The sequence below is a fragment of the Pantoea sp. CFCC18179 genome, assembly GCF_059412405.1.
In genome coordinates this window covers 107,459-121,988 of the sequence record NZ_JBNBPM010000013.1, presented here as the reverse complement: position 1 = coordinate 121,988, position 14,530 = coordinate 107,459, and the positions used below count along the sequence as shown (strand labels likewise).

Sequence of the window (14,530 nt, the reverse complement as noted above, 5' to 3'; positions counted from 1 at the left end):
CTTTAATCATCATCTGCACGTTACCGGAGATGTTGAACAGGTCTTTGCCGCCCTGTTGCAGGACATCGCCCAGCGACAGATTAAGCGTGTTGTTGCCGCTGCCGGTGATATCTACCACTTCCACCGACTGGATTTTACTGAGGAAGGTGGTGAGATCCAGCGTCTGATTTGCTCCGGACAACTTCAGTGTGTCGATGCCGCCATTACCGTTCAACATCTCAATTTTGCCGAGATCGGTCACGTTATTAACCACAAAGATATTATCAAGTGCATCCCCAACAGAATAAAGATCGCCTTTCACCACGGTCTGAATAGTTTCAGTGGGTAAAATCTTATCGTCATAAACCCAGAAGTTAAGATTGTCTAAAGCCATAACATCCCCCCATGTCGCTGGAATAAATTTAACAGAAGTAAATTCTTTTCCTGCTGGCAAAGGAACCGTCAAATATTGGGCACGTCCATTTGACATATAAGCTGTGTAGTTATAAGACAAATTAGCGCCATCATAAAATTGAATCTGAATATTTCCGAGCGTTAAATCCTTTATCTCAAAAGTCATTTTATTACTTTTCTTACCATGATTAAGCATCAAGGTAACAGGATCTCCCACACATGATATTCCAAGAGTGTTCGTCGGATATTGCATGCCCTGACCTGCTGCAACATTGGTAATTCCATGTGATGCCGATGTCCCTGTCCAGATAATGCTAAATGCACCAAAGTCATAAGCTTTATTAGGGGTTGGAAAATTAAAAGCTTTCTGATCTTCAAAATCAAAGAGAAGAGGTTTTCGCGAGAAATACTCCGATTTATTACCGTGTATATCAACAAACGCAGCGCGATACTCCGCCGACAGGCGACTGTTGGCAGGCAGCGTGACAATCGCCTGGCCCGCCTGAATATCGGTACTGGTCAGGGTACAAAAAGCATTTTTGCCGTCGATATGCACAATAACCTTATCGCCCGCCACCACGTTGCTGTCTTTCAGGCTGACCGTCAGATTATCGCCCTCGCGGTTGATAAAATCCGGGTGATTTGGCGGCGTGGTGTCCATCCGCACATCATGCGTTTCACCCTCAAAGATATTTCCGGCTTTGTCGGTGATACGCGTCTGCAGCGTCCAGTCCGTGGCGTGTGCGGTATTATCCTGCCAGACCCACTTGTTGCCATCTATCAGGGCGTCATGCCAGGTCTTGCCGCCGTCGATGGTTACTTCAACCCGCACGCCGGTCTCGGCGGCAGCGAAGGTGCCCCAGTACACTCGTCCTGCATCACCATTATTGGTGAACAGGTTGCCGGTATTCAGCCCGCTGTCTTTGCCCATGCCGGACAGGTCCGCGGCGTCGGGTTTGGTGGTGTCCAGCTCGACTGACTTCGACTGCTCGTGGAAGGGATCGCCTCCGGCATTAATAATGCGCAGCTTATATTGCCAGCTGCTGTTGTGCAGCGTGTCGTCTGGCGCCTGCCACTGTTGTCCGTTGACCGTGGCGGTAACCCATTTTTGTCCGTCCCAGAACTCCAGCGTCTCGCCAGGGTTGAGAAGCCTGCTCATCGCGCCTTCGACCAGGCGACCGGCGCTGCCGTCTTGGGTAATGAAGTCGGTGGCACTGATGCCGGTGTCCTTTTCCATCTGCTCGAAGGTAAAGCTTATCGGTGGTGGCGGCAGCAGCACCACGGTCTGGCTGACCGGCGCGGTGACGTTGCCGGCGACGTCGGTGATGCGCACCTGATATTCCCAGTCTTTGCCGTGCGCGGCGGGATCGGTGAAGGACCACGTATTGCCGTTCAGCGTGGCCACCTGCCAGGTCACGCCGTTATCAAGCGAGTATTCAACTATATCGCCGGCGTTCAGCGCGTTGCTGAGTTTGCCGTGCACCAGACGCCCGGCGCTGCCGTCGGTGGTGCGCCAGTCGTCGGCGACGCCGTCGTCCTTCTCCATATGGTCGAAAGTGATGTTGACCGGCGACGGCGGGGTCAACACCACGTCCTGAGACTGTTCTTCGAGGGCACTGCCGCTGGCGTCGACCACGCGCAGCTTATAGGTCCAGCTGGCGTTGTGGGCGCTGGTATCCTGTGCCTGCCAGTTCAGGCCGGTGACGCTGGCGGCGATCCACTGGGTACCATCCCAGAACTGCAGGGATTCCCCGACGTTGAGCGTGCGGCTGAGCGCGCCCTCAACCAGGCGACCGGCGGTGCCGTCTCTGGTGATGAAGTCGGCGTCGCTGGCGCCGGTGTCCTTATCCATGCGGATAAAGGAGAGGGCGATCTCCAGCGGCAGCAGCACGACGTCCTGCGTCACCGGTGCGGTGACGTTGCCGGCGATATCCGTAATGCGTATCTGATAGTCCCAGTCGGCGGCGTGTGCGGCGCTGTCGGTAAAGGACCAGTTCAGGCCGTTGACGGTTAAGTTCTGCCACGTTTTGCCGCCGTCGGTGGAGTATTCGATAACGTCGCCGACACGCAGCGCCTTGTTCAGCGTGCCTTCAACCCGGCGGCCGGCGCTGCCGTCGGTGGTGCGCCAGTCGTCGGCCACGCCGTCGTCCTTGCTCATGCGCGCAAAGGTGATTTGCACGTCGGACGGCGGCGTCAGCACCACGTCCTGATGCTGGTCTTCGAGGGTGCTGCCGCTGGCGTCGACCACCCGCACCTTGTAGCTCCAGCCGCTGTTATGCGCGGTGTCGTCCTGCGCCTGCCACGTCAGGCCGCTGGCGGNGGTGCTGCCGCTGGCGTCGACCACCCGCACCTTGTAGCTCCAGCCGCTGTTATGCGCGGTGTCGTCCTGCGCCTGCCACGTCAGGCCGCTGGCGGTGGCGGCCACCCACGCGCTGCCGTTCCAGAACTGCAGCGTTTCGCCCGGATTGAGCTCGCGGCTCAGCGTCCCTTCCACCAGGCGGCCGGCGGAGCCGTCTTTCGTGATGAAGTCGGTGCCGCTGGCGCCGGTGTCCTTCTCCATGCGGTCAAAGCTGAGGGTGACGGCGCCGGGCAGCAGCACCACGTCCTGAACGGCAGGCTCATTGACGTTGCCGGCGATATCCGTAATGCGTATCTGATAGCTCCAGTCGGCGGCGTGCGCGGCGCTGTCGGTGAAGCTCCAGTTATTGGCAAAATCCACGCTGAGCGGCAGCCAGGTTTTGCCGCCGTCCAGCGAGTATTCGATGATATCGCCCGTATCCAGCGCCTTGCTCAGCGTGCCCTGCACGGTGCGCCCGGCGCTGCCGTCGGTGGTTTGCCAGTCGTCGGCCACGCCGTCGTCCTGGCTCATGCGGATAAAGCTGACCTGCACGTCGGACGGCGTGGTGTCGAGCACCACCTGATGGCTCTGCTCCGGCGTGGCGTTGCCGTTAGCGTCGACCACGCGCAGCCGGTATTCCCAGTCGCCGCCGTGCGCGGTGGCGTCCTGCGCCTGCCATTTCTGGCCGTTCACCGTGGCGCTCATCCAGTTCGAGCCGTCCCAGAACTCCAGCGTTTCGGAGGAGGCGAGGGCGCGGCTGAGCGTGCCTTCAACTTTACGCCCGCCGGCGCCGTCTTTCGTGATGAAGTCGGTGGCGCTGGTGCCGGTGTCGCGCTCCATGCGGTCAAAGGTGAAGTCCACCGGCAGCCGGCCGGCGGCGGTCCATTTGACGTTGTCGATGTGGAAGCCGTAGTCGCCGACGGCGGGCTCGTCGCCGGTGACCAGCTTGGCGCGAGCAATCAGCTTACCGGCGGGGGCGGTGAAGCTGAGGGTTTTGATATCGAACTGCTTCGCGGAGACGGAGCCGGTGTAGAGCAGCTTTTCGCTGCCAATCAGGTTGCCGCTGGCGTCGTAGAAGTTGATCACGGTGGTGCGGTTGTGCAGGGCAAAGTAGTCGAAGCTGAATTCGCTCATGCCGTGCGAGCCGAGGCTGAAGCTGATGGTGCTTTTTTCGCCGACCAGCAGGGTTTTGGAGTTGTAGCCGAACCAGTTGAACTCGGCGATTTCGAGGCGGCTGTCTTGATTCTGAATAATCAGACCGGCCTGGGTTTCGAGCTGTGCGCCGGAGCTGATGCGCTGAATACGCTCGGCGTCGAAGCTTTCCTCCGGCAGCGGGGCGGTGAGCGGTGCGACAGGCGCTTCGCTGCGGGCCGTGAGCTGATACGGAAGTTCATCCTGAACGGTGCCGTAAGGGCTGAGGCGTTTTTTGCTGAATTCCATTTTTCTGACCATTTATAAGGGAATAATGGTCGGTATCGTAAACAGGGCGGGGAAATGTGCCGTGCAGATATGTCTGGTATCCGGCGGATATATTTTTTCAGCAGGGGCTTAAGAAATGGCAGGAGGGGGCGACCGGCTAAAAAGGCGGCCGAGAGGCCGCCCTTACATTTATGCTGCTTCACTCGCTCTGGAATTGCTTTTACTCTGCGGCTTTGGGGCCGACAGCGCTTCCGGGGCAAAGTCGTCGACGTTAATCGCTTTCAGGCGGCTGGCTTCTGCACGAATCAGCACCTGCGCTTCACTCTCATCAATCCAACCTTGCTGCAATGCACGCTGTGCCAGCGCATCCAGGCGGGTAAACGACAGATGTTTTTTCTGTTGCTGGCACAGACGATCGTGGATCACTTCCGCCGCCATCACATCCTGCAACGCTTGCTCCAACTGACCTGCCGGGTTGTGTGCGCTTGGCGTCAAATACTGTCCGCGACCTAAACGAGTACGCGTAGCCGAAGGCAGTTGCAGCAGTTTCGCCAGTTTGTGATCCAGTTTGTCTGATGGTGCCGGGCAATGTTTGCCGCCAGCGAAAATCACCATGCGCAGCGCACCGGCGACCATGCGATTCGGGAAGTTACGCAGCAGATCGTCCATCGCCACTTCTGCCTGATGCAGCGCATCCTGCACGCCCCAATGCACCAGCGGTAAATCGGCTTCGTTGCGGCCTTCATCGTCATAACGTTTCAGGGTGGCAGAGGCCAAATACATCTGGCTTAGCACATCGCCCAGACGCGCCGAGATGCGTTCGCGGCGTTTCAAACTGCCGCCCAGCACCGCCATTGATACATCTGACAGCAGTGCAAGGTTGGCGCTTAAACGGTTGAGGTGCTGATAGTAGCGGCGCGTCACATCGCGGGTTGGCGTGGCGCTGGTGCGACCGCCAGTTAAGCCTAGCCACAGGCTGCGCACTTTGTTGCTGCCAACGTGGCCGATATGACTAAACAGCGCACGGTCAAAGCTGACCAAATCATTTTTCGCCGCGGCGTTCATCTCTTCCAGCACCCATGGATGGCAGCGAATTGCGCCCTGGCCGAAGATGATCATGCTGCGCGTCAGAATGTTGGCACCTTCCACGGTGATGGCAATGGGGGCGCCTTGATAAGCACGCGCCAGGAAGTTGTTTTCGCCCAGCATAATGCCTTTACCGCCGGCGATATCCATCGCATCGATAATCGCGCGTTGCCCGCGATGGGTGCAGTGATACTTCACAATTGCCGACAGCACCGCCGGTTTTTCGCCGAGCATAATGCCGCTGGTGATCAAGGTGGCTGCCGCATCCATCACGTAAGCGTTACCGGCAATACGCGCCAGCGGTTCTTCAATCCCTTCCATTTTACCGATAGACACTTTGAACTGGCGGCGAATGTGCGCGTAAGCACCGGTCGCCAGTGCAATGCTTTTCACGCTGCCAGTTGAGTTAGATGGCAAGGTAATACCGCGTCCGACGGACAAGCATTCCACCAACATGCGCCAGCCTTGACCGGCCATTGACGGGCCACCAATGATGAAATCAATCGGTACGAAGATATCTTTGCCGCGCGTTGGACCGTTCTGGAACGGCACGTTGAGCGGGAAGTGGCGCTGACCGATCTCCACGCCCGGCGTGTGCGTCGGGATCAATGCGCAGGTGATGCCGAGTTCTTCGGTATCACCCAGCAGGTGATCGGGATCGGAGAGCTTAAACGCCAGGCCCAACACGGTAGCAATCGGCGCCAGCGTAATGTAGCGCTTGTTCCAGGTGAGGCGCATCCCCAGCACTTTCTGGCCTTGCCATTCGCCCATGCACACCACGCCAGTATCGGGGATAGCACCGGCATCGGAACCCGCTTCCGGGCTGGTCAGCGCAAAGCAGGGGATTTCATCGCCGCGCGCCAGACGTGGCAAGTAGTGATCTTTCTGCTCATCGGTGCCGTAATGTTGCAGCAGTTCGCCTGGGCCGAGAGAGTTCGGTACGCCAACGGTGATCGCCAGGATGCCAGAAACACCCGCCAGTTTTTGCAGCACGCGCGCCTGCGCATAAGCGGAGAATTCCAGGCCGCCGTACTCTTTTTTGATGATCATCGCGAAGAAGCGATGTTGTTTGAGGTACGCCCACAATTCTGGCGGCAAATCGGCCATTTCATGGGTGATTTCGAAGTCATTTGCCATGCGGCAGGCTTCTTCGACCGGCCCATCAATAAAGGCTTGTTCTTCTTCTGTCAGGCGCGGTTGCGGATAGTTATGCAGTTTCTGCCAATCTGGTTTGCCGCGGAACAGATCGCCTTCCCACCAGGTGGTACCGGCGTCAATCGCCTCTTTTTCGGTGCGCGACATCGGCGGCATCACTTTCTGGAAACTGTGCAGCGCCGGTTTAGAGAACATACTGCGGCGCATCACTGGCAGGTTGAATGGCAGCAGAATGATCGCCAACGGCAGCAGCAGCCACGGCGTCCACACGCCAGCCGCCGCCAGCGCGCCGGTCCACAGCAGCAGAATCACGCTGCTCAAACGCAGGGAAATTTGGTGGTAGAACAAGACGCTAAGCAGAATTAGCGTCGCAATGATTGAGGCAACCAGCATAATGAAGCGCTCCGTAAGTAGTAAGAGGTCTGACCTGTTATGCTGTAGGTTTAGAATAGCGGACTAAATTTAGCAATCTGTTTACATCGCAATTACAACAGAACTCACAAAATCGATGTACGCGCCGCAACGTCTGCCAAACTTTCCCCAACGGTCGCGCTTTTCCACCTTGCAGGCGCTTTGCGGCATTGCCCCATTCCGTTAAACTTGCGGGGTCAATCTTTCCTCTAAAGGACATCCCTATGTATCAGGACATTATTCGCTCAGAACTCAATGAAGCCGCCGATACGCTCAATAAGTTCCTGAGTGACGAAGCCAACATTCATGCCATTCAGCGCGCTGCGGTGTTGCTGGCCGATAGCTTCAAAGCAGGCGGCAAAGTGCTCTCCTGCGGAAACGGCGGCTCACATTGCGATGCGATGCATTTTGCTGAAGAGCTGACTGGGCGCTATCGTGAAAACCGTCCTGGCTATCCGGCGATTGCTATTTCTGATGTCAGCCACCTTTCGTGCGTCAGCAACGATTTCGGCTATGACTATGTGTTCTCACGCTATATCGAAGCGGTAGGGCGTGAAGGCGATGTACTGCTGGGCTTATCCACCTCTGGCAATTCCGCCAACATCATCAAAGCGATTGAAGCGGCACGCGCCAAAGGGATGAAAGTGATCACTTTGACCGGCAAAGATGGTGGCAAAATGGCAGGCACGGCAGATATCGAAATTCGTGTGCCACACTTCGGTTATGCCGACCGCATTCAGGAGATCCACATTAAAGTGATCCACATCCTGATGCTGTTGATCGAAAAAGAGATGGTTAAGTAATGACGTGTTCCTCCTGCGATGCGCAGGAGGTTCTAACTTAAGGCGGTTGCTATGTGCGAATTGCTCGGGATGAGCGCCAATGTCCCCACGGACATCTGTTTCAGTTTTACCGGTCTGGTGCAGCGTGGCGGTGGAACCGGGCCGCACAAAGATGGTTGGGGCATCACCTTTTATGAAGGTAAAGGTTGCCGCACCTTCAAAGATCCGCAGCCAAGCTTCAACTCGCCGATTGCCCGTTTGGTGCAGGAATATCCGATCAAATCGCATTCGGTGGTGGCGCATATTCGCCAGGCGAATCGCGGTGAAGTGTCGCTGGAAAACACCCATCCGTTCACGCGTGAGCTGTGGGGCCGCAATTGGACTTACGCCCATAACGGGCAGCTGAAAGGTTATCGCCAGCTTGAGACCGGTTCATTCCGCCCGGTGGGTGAAACCGACAGCGAAAAAGCCTTCTGCTGGATTCTGCACAAACTCGCTGAACGCTATCCACGAACGCCAGGCAACTGGCCAGCAGTATTCCGCTATATCGCCGAATTGGCGGCAGAAATGCGTGAAAAGGGCGTGTTCAACATGTTGTTATCGGATGGACGATATTTGATGGCGTTCTGCTCGACCAACTTGTACTGGATTACGCGCCGCGCGCCGTTTGGCAAAGCCACGTTGCTCGATCAGGATGTGGAGATTGATTTTCAGCAGCAAACCACGCCGCAAGATGTGGTGACGGTGATTGCCACGCAACCGCTGACAGGGAATGAAACCTGGCACCGGATAGTGCCAGGCGAGTGGGCATTATTTTGCCTGGGTGAGCGCCAGGAATGATTTCGAGGCAGCATCCGGTGTGGAAATTACCGGCGTGCTGTTCACCGCATATTGGCCGGTTGCCGTCACATTCACCGTTGGCGGCACGCGGTACTTCGCAAAGTAGGCATAGCCTGGTTGCAGTTCACGCCAGAAATTAATGTACGTCGAGTATTTGTGACGTTCCATATTGCTGTCGGTCATGCGGAACGGATAGATGTTCACCTGAATTTCCTGCTGACCATTGCGCAACGCGGCGTTAGTGTAGGTGAAGATCTCATCCATCGACGCATTAGTCATCGCGTAGCAGCCAATTGATACGCAATCACCGTGAATCATTAAATAGTTGCCGTCATAGCCTTTAGCGCGATCGTATTGGTTTGGAAAACCGGTATTAATGGCGCGGTAAAAGCGGCTGTCTGGTTTTAATTGGTTCAGCTTGACGTTATAAAAGCCTTCCGGACTTTTAAAATCGCCCTGACGACGTTTAGGACCTAAACCGCCAGAGAAATTACAAATGCGATAGCTGTCCAGCAGACGATATTCATTACCGATTTTGCCGTACAGTTCCAGCGTACGCTCTTCCTTGAAAATCTGAATAAACACCGGGGTGCCAATCAGTTGTTTCTTTAGCTCTTTGCTCACCGGAGCCAGCGGTTGCGTAGGCTCGGGGTTCATTGCCCAGCTTAGGACCGGCATAAAGATCATCGCAAGCAATAATGCGATTCTGCCCATTCTGTAGATACCTTGATGTGAAGAGAAACGATGACGCTAAGCGTCAGGGTATTGCATTATCGGAAATATCCGCTATCGCAGCGCAACATTAACATTGTCTGGCTTTTAATCAAGCCAGTGTCCGAGAAAATGGCGCGTTCCTAAAGGGAATACGACCAGAAATTTGTAAACTTTAATCTCTCTCTCAACAATTATTGCCGATATTTTTCGCTGCTGTATACTTATCCAGTATTCGGAGGGCGTATGCGCAAAATTATTCATGTCGATATGGACTGCTTTTTCGCAGCGGTTGAGATGCGCGACGATCCCTCTTTGCGTGACATTCCCATCGCCATTGGTGGCAGCCGGGTGCAGCGCGGCGTGATCAGCACCGCCAACTATCCGGCGCGTAAATATGGCGTACGCAGCGCGATGCCCACGGCGATGGCGCTGAAACTCTGTCCACATCTGCGTTTATTACCTGGCCGCTACGATGCTTATAAAGAAGCCTCGCGCCAGATTCGCGATATCTTCTCGCGTTACACCGCGTTAATTGAACCGCTATCGCTGGATGAAGCTTATCTGGATGTCACCAACAGCCTGCATTGTCAGGGATCGGCGACGCTGATGGCGCAGGCGATTCGTGCCGATATCCTGCGTGAGACCGGTTTGACTGCTTCTGCTGGCATTGCGCCGATCAAGTTTCTCGCCAAGATCGCTTCCGATCTCAACAAACCCAACGGCCAATTTGTTATCACGCCACACGCGATGCCCGATTTTTTACTCACCTTGCCACTCAGCAAAATTCCCGGCGTTGGCAAAGTGGCCACTAAGAAACTGGAAGAGATGGGCTTACGCACTTGCGCTGATGTACAGCGTGCCGATTTGGCGCTGTTATTAAAGCGTTTTGGCAAGTTTGGTCGCGTGCTGTGGGAACGCAGCAACGGTATTGACGATCGCGATGTGGTGGTGGAGCGCGAACGCAAATCACTCGGTGTTGAACGCACGCTGATGGAAGATATTCACAACTGGGATCAGTGTCTGGAAATAATCGATTTTCTCTATGCCGAGTTGGATCGCCGCCTGACGGCGATTAAGCCCGATAAGCAGATTGCGCGGCAAGGCGTAAAGCTCAAGTTTAATGACTTCCAGCAAACCACCCAGGAACACGTTTGGTCGGTTTTAAATAAGGACGACATGATCGCCGTGGCACGCCAGGCATGGGATGAACGTCGCGGCGGGCGTGGTGTGAGATTGGTGGGATTGCATGTGACGCTGGTGGATCCGCAGCTGGAGCGGCAGTTGCTGTTGGGGTTGTGAGATTGTGCGAATGTGCGCGCTGTCCCTCACCCCAGCCCTATCCCGCAAGCGGGCGAGGGCGCTGATCGAGAGTGGTAATAAATGCGTGCTTAAGTTCAAAAGTGCACTGAACGGTTCCCTCTCCCACTTGTGGGAGAGGGTTAGGGTGAGGGAAAAACTTACTTCTTCCCGACCTTCGCTTCTAATGTCGCAAACCACGGCGCGATAAAATCGCTGTTCTCGCCCCAGCCTGGGATGATCTTATTCAGCGACGCCACGTTAATCGCGCCTTGCTGAGCATTCAGCTGTTGCTGTGAAATCGCCGCTGCTTTGAACTGATACGTCGCCGGTGTTGCTTCGCCGCCAATCTTATTCGCCACCAGACGCATATTCACTGCACCAATGGTTTTCGGATCAACCGCCACCGTCTGTACCCACGGGCTGTTTTTCTCATGCATCAACTGCAAATCCTGATTGGATACATCGATGCTATACAGCTTGATCTCGGTACGACCATTCTCCTGCAACGCTTTATACGCGCCCTGACTAAAGGCATCCCACGCGCCCCAAATTGCATCAATTTTGCCTTTTGGGTATTTCGCCAGAATCGCGCCAATCTTGTTGGCGGTATCGCCTTGCACGTCAGAAGAAACCGCACCAATCGATTCCAGCTGCTGAATGCCTGGATTCTCTTTCAGTACTTTTTCATACACCACCTGACGACGTTCCATTGGCGGGAAGCCTGCCACCCACAGCTTGACGATATTCGCCTTGCCGTTGAAATCTTTAACGATCTGTCCCAGCGATTCCTGCGCCAAAGAAGCATCATCCTGGGCGGTAACCGTGACACCGTTAACTGGCGTATTCACCGGCGTATCAAACACCGAAAGCTTAATGCCCGCAGCGGCGATACGTTGCACCAGCGCCGTGGCGTACGGATCTTTGCCGTGCGACAAAATAATGCCGTCATATTTTTGGCTGATCGCCTGATTGACGAAATCCTGGAAGCGCGCATCGTCACCGTTGCTCAGAAAGGTGCTGACCTTAAAGCCCAGCTTGCGGCCTTCCTGAATCGCACCCGCCACAAATTGCGTGGTGTTATCGTCGGAACCGAGGTTACGGATGATGGCGATGCGTATCGGGCCGTCGTGGTTGGCGATCACCGCCGGGACATCCGCGGCAGCGAAGGCGGCGCTGGCGTTGAGCAGGCTGACGGCCAGCAGCGAAAGGGTGATTTTTTTCATTATGATCTCTTTCTGATTAAACGCGCCTTAGCGGCGCTGAATGTAGGTAATCGCTAGCGCCAGCGCCAGCACCAAGCCTTTGATAATGTCCATGGCGTAATAGGGCACCGACAACATCACTAAGCCGTTTTGCAACACACCAAGAATCACCGCGCCGACTAAGGTTCCGAGCGCGTTAGGTTTGCCGGAACCGGCCAGTGAAAAACCGATCCACGCCGCCGCCACCGCATCCATTAAATAGCCGCTGCCGGCATTAACCTGTGAAGAGCCGATACGCGACGCCAGCAAAATGCCGCCCAATCCTGCTAGCAGCGAAGCCAGCACATAAGCCAGCACGCGATAGCGCGTGGTGCGAATCCCCGACAAACGCGCCGCTTCTGGATTGCCGCCCAGCGCATACATGCGGCGACCGTGTTTGGTCAGCGACAGCGCCAGTTGCGCCACAATCGTCACCACCAACATGATGATCACGATGGTCGGGACCTGACCAAGCAAGCCAAATGCCGCTGGAATCGTGCCTTCGGCCATGTCACCGCTCGGCAGCACCATGTTCTCGGTAATCGAGCCGCCAAAGCTGTAGGTCATCGCCACGCCTTGAATCACAAACAGCGTGGCGAGCGTAGCCAGCATGTCGGGAATGCGCAGAATCACAATCAGGAAGCTGTTGAACAAGCCGACCAAGGTGCACAGCAACAAGGTGATGATGATGGCTTCAGTGGTGCCAAAGCCGTGCCAGACAAACAGCGAAATCACCAGCGCATTCGCCAGCGAGGCGGTGGAACCCACCGACAAATCAAAACCGCCGACCGTCAACGAAATCGACACGCCAATCGCAATCACCGTGACGATGGCAATCGAGCGCAGGATGTTGATGATGTTGGTTGGCTCAAGGAAGCTGTCTGAAGCGAGGCCAAACGCGGCGATCAGAATCACCACCGTCAACAACATGCCCCATTTATAGAGGAAATCGAAGATTTGATGACGCAGAGAAGGCTGCGTGTTTAGGGCTAATTCTTTGCTGCTCACGCAGGGGTTCCTCCGGTGGAATAAAGCAGAAGTGTCTCTTCGCTGGCCTCACGTCCGTCCATCTCAGCCACAATGCGCCCGTCCCAAAGCACACAAATGCGGTCGCATAAGCCGACCAATTCAGAAAACTCGCCCGACGCATAAATAATGCCTTTGCCTTCGCGCGCTAAGCCGTCGATCAAATTAAACAGTTCGGTTTTGGCTTTGATATCCACGCCTTTCGTCGGCTCATCAAAAATCAGCACATCAGCGTTATTGCGCAGCCATTTGCCGATCGCCACTTTTTGCTGATTGCCACCCGACAAACGACGCAAGGTTTGCGCCGGTCCGGTGGTGCGGATATTCAGGCGTTGAATCACTTCTTCCGCCCAGCGCCACGCCTGACGATGACCGAACAGACTCCAGCGCGAGAAACTGTTATCAGCGCTGACGCTCAGATTCATGCTTACCGGTTCATCGATGAAAATGCCTTCTTTGCGCCGCTCTTCCGGCACCAAAGCCATGCGGTTTTCCACCGAATCATGCGGTGAGCGCGGTCGCCACGCTTTGCCGTGCAGTTCGCCATGCGCCACCCGACTTTTGCTGGCACCAAACAGCGCTTTGCACAATTCGGTTTTGCCAGCACCGGCTAAACCGGCGATGCCGAGAATTTCGCCTTTGTGCAGACGCAGCGAGATATCCTGCAGCAGCGCATCGTCGTGTAAGCCAGCAACCGCCAGCAGAAGCGGTTGAGTGCTGCGTTCGCGCCGTGCCGGATACACATCATTCAGCTGGTGGCCCAGCATCTTCTCGACGATCTGTTCGCCGCTTAACGCTGTCATTGCACAGCTCTCGATCAGCCGACCATCGCGCAATACCGTTAATTGATCGCAAATGGCTTTGAGTTCGTGGATGCGGTGCGAAATGAATACCACGCCAATGCCGCTGGCCTGCAAACGTCGTACCACGGCAAACAGGCGCTCACTTTCGTGCTGATCGAGCGGGGCGGTAGGTTCATCGAGAATCAGAAAGCGACAGTGATGCGATAGCGCGCGTGCCAACAGAATTTGCTGCTTTTCTGCCAGTGAACAGCGCTCGACCAGACGATTGACGTCAATCTGCACCTCTAGCTGCGCCAGCAAGGCACGCGCCTGACGGCGGATCTCTGCCCAGTTGTAGACATGGCCGGGTTCGGCTAATTGGTCGAGCAGGATGTTTTCCGCCACGCTCAGTTGCGGCACCAGCGCCACGTCAACTTCCTGCTGTACCAGATGAATGCCGAGCTTTTTGGCATCACGTGGTGAGCGAATGGTCACTGGCACGTCATCCAGCCGAATTTCCCCGCTGTAATGATGATGCGCACCCGCCAGCACCGCCATCAGGGTAGATTTTCCTGCACCATTCGCGCCGGTCAGCGCATGCACCGAGCCGCCTTCGGTGAGAAAATTCACCTGCGACAGTGCGGCAAAACCGCCAAAAGCGATGGAGATATTACGCATCTCCAGGCGGTTGATGGCGCTCATTGGGCTGGACCTATGAAGAAAGGAGTTGGGCGCATTTTTTCCTGAACCCTCACGCGGGGCAACGATTGAAAGCGCATAAGCTAGCACGGAATGTTATTAGCCATCCAGACATCTGGATATAACGATGGCTAAAACTGGCGGGTGAGTCAGCGCTGGTGAAATGCGTGGGTGATAAAGACAATTCTTAGAGGATTGTGCTGGCGATTGGCATGGCCTTAAAAGGCGGTCACCATAAATGGCGACCCTACAAAATCGTCGCCGGGTTGCCATTTATGGTGCACCGGCAAAACCGCATTCATCTGTCGTAGGGTCGCCATTAATGGTGACCAAACAATCTGAACC

At 55.6% G+C, this 14,530-nt stretch carries 8 protein-coding genes; 3 read left to right on the top strand and 5 right to left on the bottom strand.

Annotated features, from left to right (window positions below; all coding sequences use genetic code 11):
* Window positions 1-4,339: 4,339 nt before the first annotated feature.
* The gene (gene fadE, locus ACPUC7_RS20145) at window positions 4,340-6,784 is read right to left on the bottom strand and encodes an acyl-CoA dehydrogenase FadE (RefSeq protein WP_494924221.1); all 2,445 of its coding nucleotides are present in this window, start codon (window positions 6,782-6,784) and stop codon (window positions 4,340-4,342) included.
* Between the two features lie 242 nt (window positions 6,785-7,026).
* Here fadE and lpcA point away from each other — a divergent pair, with 242 nt between their 5' ends.
* Together lpcA and ACPUC7_RS20135 are read left to right on the top strand one after the other, a co-directional pair.
* Window positions 7,027-7,605: a D-sedoheptulose 7-phosphate isomerase gene (gene lpcA / locus ACPUC7_RS20140; protein WP_343553508.1), complete on the top strand. Its 579-nt coding sequence runs from the start codon at window positions 7,027-7,029 to the stop codon at window positions 7,603-7,605.
* Window positions 7,606-7,656: 51 nt separating this feature from the next.
* Complete coding sequence (locus tag ACPUC7_RS20135) at window positions 7,657-8,424, top strand: class II glutamine amidotransferase (RefSeq protein WP_343553509.1); 768 nt, start codon at window positions 7,657-7,659, stop codon at window positions 8,422-8,424.
* Here the strand turns inward: ACPUC7_RS20135 and dpaA are convergent.
* The gene (dpaA, locus tag ACPUC7_RS20130; protein ID WP_343553510.1) at window positions 8,395-9,138 is read right to left on the bottom strand and encodes a peptidoglycan meso-diaminopimelic acid protein amidase; all 744 of its coding nucleotides are present in this window, start codon (window positions 9,136-9,138) and stop codon (window positions 8,395-8,397) included. The genes ACPUC7_RS20135 and dpaA overlap by 30 nt on opposite strands.
* A 243-nt stretch (window positions 9,139-9,381) precedes the next feature.
* Between dpaA and dinB the strand changes: the two genes are divergently transcribed.
* Complete coding sequence (dinB, locus tag ACPUC7_RS20125; protein ID WP_494924220.1) at window positions 9,382-10,437, top strand: DNA polymerase IV; 1,056 nt, start codon at window positions 9,382-9,384, stop codon at window positions 10,435-10,437.
* Between the two features lie 158 nt (window positions 10,438-10,595).
* Here dinB and ACPUC7_RS20120 read toward each other — a convergent pair whose 3' ends face one another.
* Genes ACPUC7_RS20120 through ACPUC7_RS20110 form a run of 3 tightly spaced genes read right to left on the bottom strand, consistent with a single transcriptional unit; the run spans window position 10,596 to window position 14,188 of the window.
* Window positions 10,596-11,660: a sugar ABC transporter substrate-binding protein gene (locus tag ACPUC7_RS20120; RefSeq protein ID WP_494924219.1), complete on the bottom strand. Its 1,065-nt coding sequence runs from the start codon at window positions 11,658-11,660 to the stop codon at window positions 10,596-10,598.
* 27 nt (window positions 11,661-11,687) lie between these two features.
* Window positions 11,688-12,686 carry an ABC transporter permease gene (locus ACPUC7_RS20115; protein WP_494924218.1) on the bottom strand — a complete coding sequence of 333 codons (999 nt, stop codon included), beginning with the start codon at window positions 12,684-12,686 and terminating at the stop codon, window positions 11,688-11,690.
* The gene (locus ACPUC7_RS20110; RefSeq protein WP_494924217.1) at window positions 12,683-14,188 is read right to left on the bottom strand and encodes a sugar ABC transporter ATP-binding protein; all 1,506 of its coding nucleotides are present in this window, start codon (window positions 14,186-14,188) and stop codon (window positions 12,683-12,685) included. The genes ACPUC7_RS20115 and ACPUC7_RS20110 overlap by 4 nt, the downstream gene beginning before the upstream one ends.
* Between the last annotated feature and the right edge of the window lie 342 nt (window positions 14,189-14,530).

Excerpts from the sequence above, each read along its gene's own strand:
- fadE (WP_494924221.1), bottom strand. The coding sequence starts at position 6,784 with ATGCTGGTTGCCTCAATCATTGCGACGCTAATTCTGCTTAGCGTCTTG.
- lpcA (WP_343553508.1), top strand. The coding sequence starts at position 7,027 with ATGTATCAGGACATTATTCGCTCAGAACTCAATGAAGCCGCCGATACG.
- ACPUC7_RS20135 (WP_343553509.1), top strand. The coding sequence starts at position 7,657 with ATGTGCGAATTGCTCGGGATGAGCGCCAATGTCCCCACGGACATCTGT.
- dpaA (WP_343553510.1), bottom strand. The coding sequence starts at position 9,138 with ATGGGCAGAATCGCATTATTGCTTGCGATGATCTTTATGCCGGTCCTA.
- dinB (WP_494924220.1), top strand. The coding sequence starts at position 9,382 with ATGCGCAAAATTATTCATGTCGATATGGACTGCTTTTTCGCAGCGGTT.
- ACPUC7_RS20120 (WP_494924219.1), bottom strand. The coding sequence starts at position 11,660 with ATGAAAAAAATCACCCTTTCGCTGCTGGCCGTCAGCCTGCTCAACGCC.
- ACPUC7_RS20110 (WP_494924217.1), bottom strand. The coding sequence starts at position 14,188 with ATGAGCGCCATCAACCGCCTGGAGATGCGTAATATCTCCATCGCTTTT.